We start from the raw sequence: 4,883 nt of genomic DNA on the forward strand, positions 1-4,883 counted from the left end.
GAAGCTCAGGTCATTTTAACAGAGGAAAACAGGGAAATCGCCCGGGAACTCGCTGGTAAGTCCATGGTATTGTTAAAGAACGACAACGTACTGCCGCTTGATGAACGACAGCGGACCGCACTGGTTGGACCTTTCTCCACCAGTACAGATATCCTTGGACCTTGGTCATGGGGTGGGTCCTCGGAAGATACCATAACCGTTGACAAAGGGTTGGCTGACTACCTTGAGAAAGACCACTTGTTTATTTCAGAAGGCTGCGGCATCGAAAAAGGAACAGAGGAGCAGCTGCAAACGAGTCTCGAGCAGGCGGAAAAAGCGGAAGTGATTGTGGTTGCCTTAGGAGAACATTCAGATATGAGCGGTGAAGCAGGCAGCAGGGCGGATATCTGTATCCCCGAAGTTCAATTGAACCTGCTGAAGAGAGTTAAAAAACTCGGCAAACCAGTTGTGGCTGTGCTTTTTAATGGACGTCCGCTGGACTTAAGAGATATCACAGCAAACGCTGATGCTGTCATTGAAGCCTGGTACCCAGGAACAGAAGGCGGAAATGCATTGGCTGATATTCTTTTTGGTACCGTCAATCCATCCGCGAAGCTCACCATGTCCATGCCTTACTCGGTTGGCCAAGTTCCGATTTATTATAATCGTTACAACACCGGCCGTCCGAAAGATGCACCCGATGCGCCCGAACGGTTTGTATCTCAGTATTTAGATATACCGAACGAACCTTTCTACCCTTTTGGTTACGGCCTCAGTTACAGCGAGTTTGATTACGGGGAACTTCATTTATCCTCTGACCAGATAACAACGGATGAAGTTCTGTCGGTAACATCCACTGTAACGAACACCGGGAGTTACGCCGGTGAAGAGATTGTCCAGCTCTATATTCGTGATCTGGTGGGAGATGTTGTACGACCGCTTAAGGAATTGAAAGATTTCAGGAAGCTCCTTCTTGAGCCTGGTGAATCCAAGGAAGTCGTGTTCCAAATCGAAGAAAGTCAGCTCCGCTACTATCATGCGAATATGGAGCATACAAGTGACCCGGGAGAATTTGAAGTATTTATAGGAACGAATAGCCGCGATGTAAACGCAAAGAAATTCCGATTAAAATAAGGAACAAAAGCATAAAGGAATAAACTTCCACCTCAGGTCATCCAGATTATGGATGACCTGAGGTGGAAGTATTTTGTAATATTCGATATACTACTAGTTAGATTGTTTACTTCCAGGAAGCGGTTTCTTTCGACGCACTCTTAAGAACTCCCCTCTCCATCTTTCTCTCCACGACCTTTATTTCTATCAATCTAGATAAGTCAGATGAACTGCTTCACTCTTCTCATTTATCTTCATTCGAATATATCTTGTTTAATCGTTTAAAACACAGGTAAAAGCCCATTACACTTTTTATTATTGTAAGGAGGATAATTTCTGACTAATAACACTTCTTATGAAAAACTTAACAATACTGAATTAGTCGGATTATATTTTTCAATACTTTACAATATCTTCGACGGTCAGTTATCTAATGCCATGTTCCATGAAATAAATTTATTAGAGTCTATTGCGAAAAATAGAGGTTTTTTTCTATCTTACTTCCGGAAGATAAATAACCCAAATAAATTAATGGTTATAATCGAGTAACAAGCTAGCAAAGCTGGAAAATGAAACATTCGGGAGTATGTCGGTAAGAACTCTACCGTCATTATAACCATATTCGAAATGCTGAGCCTCTTAGCCCAGTCGATGGATTCCAAAGTCCACGATGATATATGGCAATTTGCTGAGCACACGATAAAAGGCTATCAGCAATTTACTCTTTACGAAGTGTACTGCTATTATATCGTCAGAAATTTAGAAGACGTCGCTCTTCACAGGAACCATTCAGATGACTATGATGAGTTGAAAGATATATTACCAAAAAGGATATTTACCTGTTAACAGGAATGAAAAGCTAACTATGTATGCTCTGCAAGGCCCGTCCTCTACAATAAGGACGGGCCTTTTCACCAATGGTGTTACCCGTGGTTTTATCTACTGCTGTCTGATACTCACATAGGAATAAGCTTCCTGACAAAAAACTATGAAACTTTGAATTTTAACTAATAGACCAGTAATGATCATTTTGATAAGGATAAATAGGCAGCCATGTGTTCAGTTAAGGGGATTTCAGTCAATAACTCTATAAAGAGAAACTGGCCGCTTGGATTGACTTCCAGAAATACATACTCTCCTTCAGGAGTAAGACGAAGATCAAATGCGCCATAGCAAATCTCGAGTTTTTCCATCACTTTACGAATAGAATTGCTCGTTTCTTGATCAAGCGAGTGAGGTCGAAAAGGAACAGAATGGTCAAATCGCCAGTCCAACTGTGATGAACCCGATTGGGAATCGATTTCAGCAGCATAGAGGTCATGACCAATGGCTGTCACTCTAATATCCATGGAAGCTTCAATTCGTTCCTGAAAAATAGCTGGGCACTGAGTAAGAGAATCAAGGCGGTTAAGATCGGAAGGTAATAATTCTTTAGTTGCTGTGATTGGACGAGGCGCACCGCCAATCCTTTTATAAACAAGAGGGATTCCTCGGTCAGCTAATGACCGTACAGCTGAAGGATCGTTAGTCATCAGTGTGTTCGGAATTCGTAAACCAGCTTCTTTAGCAGATGTAAGTTGAAATCCTTTACGATTAGCAATTCGGTTAGCATATGGTCGATTTACCCATTTCACTCCGGGTACAAAAGCTTCAAAGCTCTCGAGAAAATGTTCCCATTCACCGTGTACAAAATTCCTTGTGTCATCATCAAGTTCACTGTTTTCCTGCGGGGATTTCGGACGTCTCCACCAAATCGTTTTCACTTCAGATAATTCAACGGGGTGTCCGGATGAAGAAATAATTTTGGCATTCGGCTGCTGTTCTATGGACAAGGACATATGACAGGATTCTGTGAGGTCAGTAAAATCAATCCACTCCACTTTTTCTCCGCGTTTTTTTAAAGCTTCGGATACGGCTGCTGCATGGAAATCTCTTTTGTCAGCAACGATTAAAATGGTTTGATTCATTCCATTAATCCCCTAATCCGTATCACAAAAGCCGTCGTTTAGCACAAGTGTTTTCGAAACCGTCTGCATGACTTGGCCGACCGGATTAAGACGGGGATCATCTGCTAAATCTTCTGGAACCCAGCCTATCCTCCTCGAAAACATCCTCTCCAGTTCAGCCACCTGACTTTCGCCGATATACGTTTGTTCACTCACAGGCAGAGGCGCTCCTCCAAGGCTGAAGATCTTATCCATATTCTGCTTAACCTCGGAACTTCCCAGTCCACCCGGCACTTTTTTAATCGTCCAGGGACGCAGTTCATAAATGGTTGCGTTTTCTTTGATACCTACATGAACTGGTTTCCCAAATTTCGTAAAATTTCTCGGCGGATTATTCCATTCTTCCATAAAAGTCAAATCTGTCCTTGGAATGATCCAAGTTCCCTGCCTGTCCGCCACGTATATGGACTCTTCATTTTCATCTGTTAAAAAACCTGCAAAATCTACGGCATCTTTTCTTCTTAATGAGGCGGCAGTCCAGTTTTTTACTTGCTTTAAATTAGCCATTATCTCTTATCCCTCCTTATTTATTAAATCTACTAGTGGTTCAGCTTCGATTGGTATTATTCACCTCCTTTTATTAAATCTTAGCACATTTTGCCATAAAATGTTTGAATATTCTGAATAATAATGGTTTTATTAGACTTTTCATTTCAATGTGAATAGATCCTGCCCGGGACAACTAAGACGAAAAGTATGATAGGCCACAAAAAACACGGCCTCCATTGAATTGGAAACCGTGTCATCAAAGATAATGGTGAGTTGATTTTTAAATACTCTATTGCCGCACTTAAGACTAACCTCTATATCTAATGGTCAATCCCTGCAGGAAGTTCCGTGCATACTGATCACCGAACTGACGGTAATTCTTATGCCCTTCTTTTCTTAGCAGCGCACTGACTTCCCCTTTCGTAATCTTCACATTCACTTCATCCAGAATATCGATGATATCCTCGGCCGTTAATTTCAGGGCGATCTTCACTTTTTTCAGCATGACGTTATTCACACTGGATTGATTCTTAATCGAACGGTCGGGCTTATTCGACTGGCCGGGCTTTGGCTCCTGGGGTCCTCGTTTGAACGTGATCAAACCATTCAGGAAAGACTCAAGCATACTATTTGTGCATTTAATGTGATCCTCATTTTCTTCTTCCTCATCTACATCCTCTGATTTGGTAAGAACCTTACGCACTTCTTCTATGGTAAGATCCTCTCCACCTAGTTTAAAAATTTCAGCCATATCCTGATCTTTTATATCAAGTGCGTATCTTAATCTTATGACGATATCGTTATTATCCATGTAAAAACCTCCAAAATACTAATTCCTGGTTATACCTAAGCGGTTTACCGAAATACGCCTTAGGTACCCTTAAAGAATGATTTTACCATAAAGGCGGCATGTGCGCAGTCCAGCCCACCAACTAAAAGAAGCTGAAGACCACGGCACTGGTCTTCAGCTATCTATTATCCATTATTCGATGCTTACAAAGGGAATCCCTATTATTAACGCTGCGTCATGACATGAACAATTTCCTTGCCACTCATATCGGACAGATAGTATGTAGGCAAATTCGTCTATCCTCCAATAAAGCTTCGCGGTCATCGCCCCAATACAGGCGATAGTGGTCAGCATCTGTCGGATAGATACTGTGGTCACTAAATTGATTATACTGAGGAAGTTTTTCCTTCCCTTCATTAAGCCCCAAAACCCAAATAAGCTCTAGCAGAAAAATAAGAAAGCAAAGCTTCGTTGATACACAAAGAAGCTTTGCTAAACTGCTCATT

The 4,883-nt window shown here is 41.6% G+C and carries 4 protein-coding genes and 1 pseudogene; 1 reads left to right on the forward strand and 4 read right to left on the reverse strand.

Features of this window, described 5'->3' with window-relative positions; translation table 11 throughout:
* Positions 1 to 1,113 (forward strand): glycoside hydrolase family 3 C-terminal domain-containing protein (locus WAM07_RS01485; RefSeq protein WP_422164173.1); only part of this gene is annotated, 1,113 nt, incomplete at its 5' end.
* A gap of 1,004 nt (positions 1,114 to 2,117) precedes the next feature.
* On the opposite strand, the gene WAM07_RS01490 is transcribed toward WAM07_RS01485, so the two are convergent.
* The 4 genes and pseudogenes from WAM07_RS01490 to WAM07_RS01505 form a co-directional block, all read right to left on the reverse strand.
* A complete protein-coding gene (locus WAM07_RS01490) occupies positions 2,118 to 3,059 on the reverse strand; it encodes an MvdC/MvdD family ATP grasp protein (RefSeq protein WP_422164174.1) in 942 nt (313 codons plus the stop codon).
* Between the two features lie 12 nt (positions 3,060 to 3,071).
* Entirely contained in the window at positions 3,072 to 3,605 is a 534-nt protein-coding gene (locus WAM07_RS01495; RefSeq protein WP_422164176.1) for a hypothetical protein, read from the reverse strand.
* Positions 3,606 to 3,894: 289 nt separating this feature from the next.
* Positions 3,895 to 4,398: a DUF1456 family protein gene (locus WAM07_RS01500; RefSeq protein WP_422164178.1), complete on the reverse strand. Its 504-nt coding sequence runs from the start codon at positions 4,396 to 4,398 to the stop codon at positions 3,895 to 3,897.
* A gap of 203 nt (positions 4,399 to 4,601) precedes the next feature.
* Positions 4,602 to 4,783 (reverse strand): annotated as a pseudogene (locus WAM07_RS01505) (ZinT/AdcA family metal-binding protein); the annotation flags it as partial.
* Positions 4,784 to 4,883: the final 100 nt, after the last annotated feature.

Origin of the sequence: Halobacillus sp. (assembly GCF_049282395.1) — a bacterium.
Lineage (GTDB): Bacteria > Bacillota > Bacilli > Bacillales > Halobacillaceae > Halobacillus.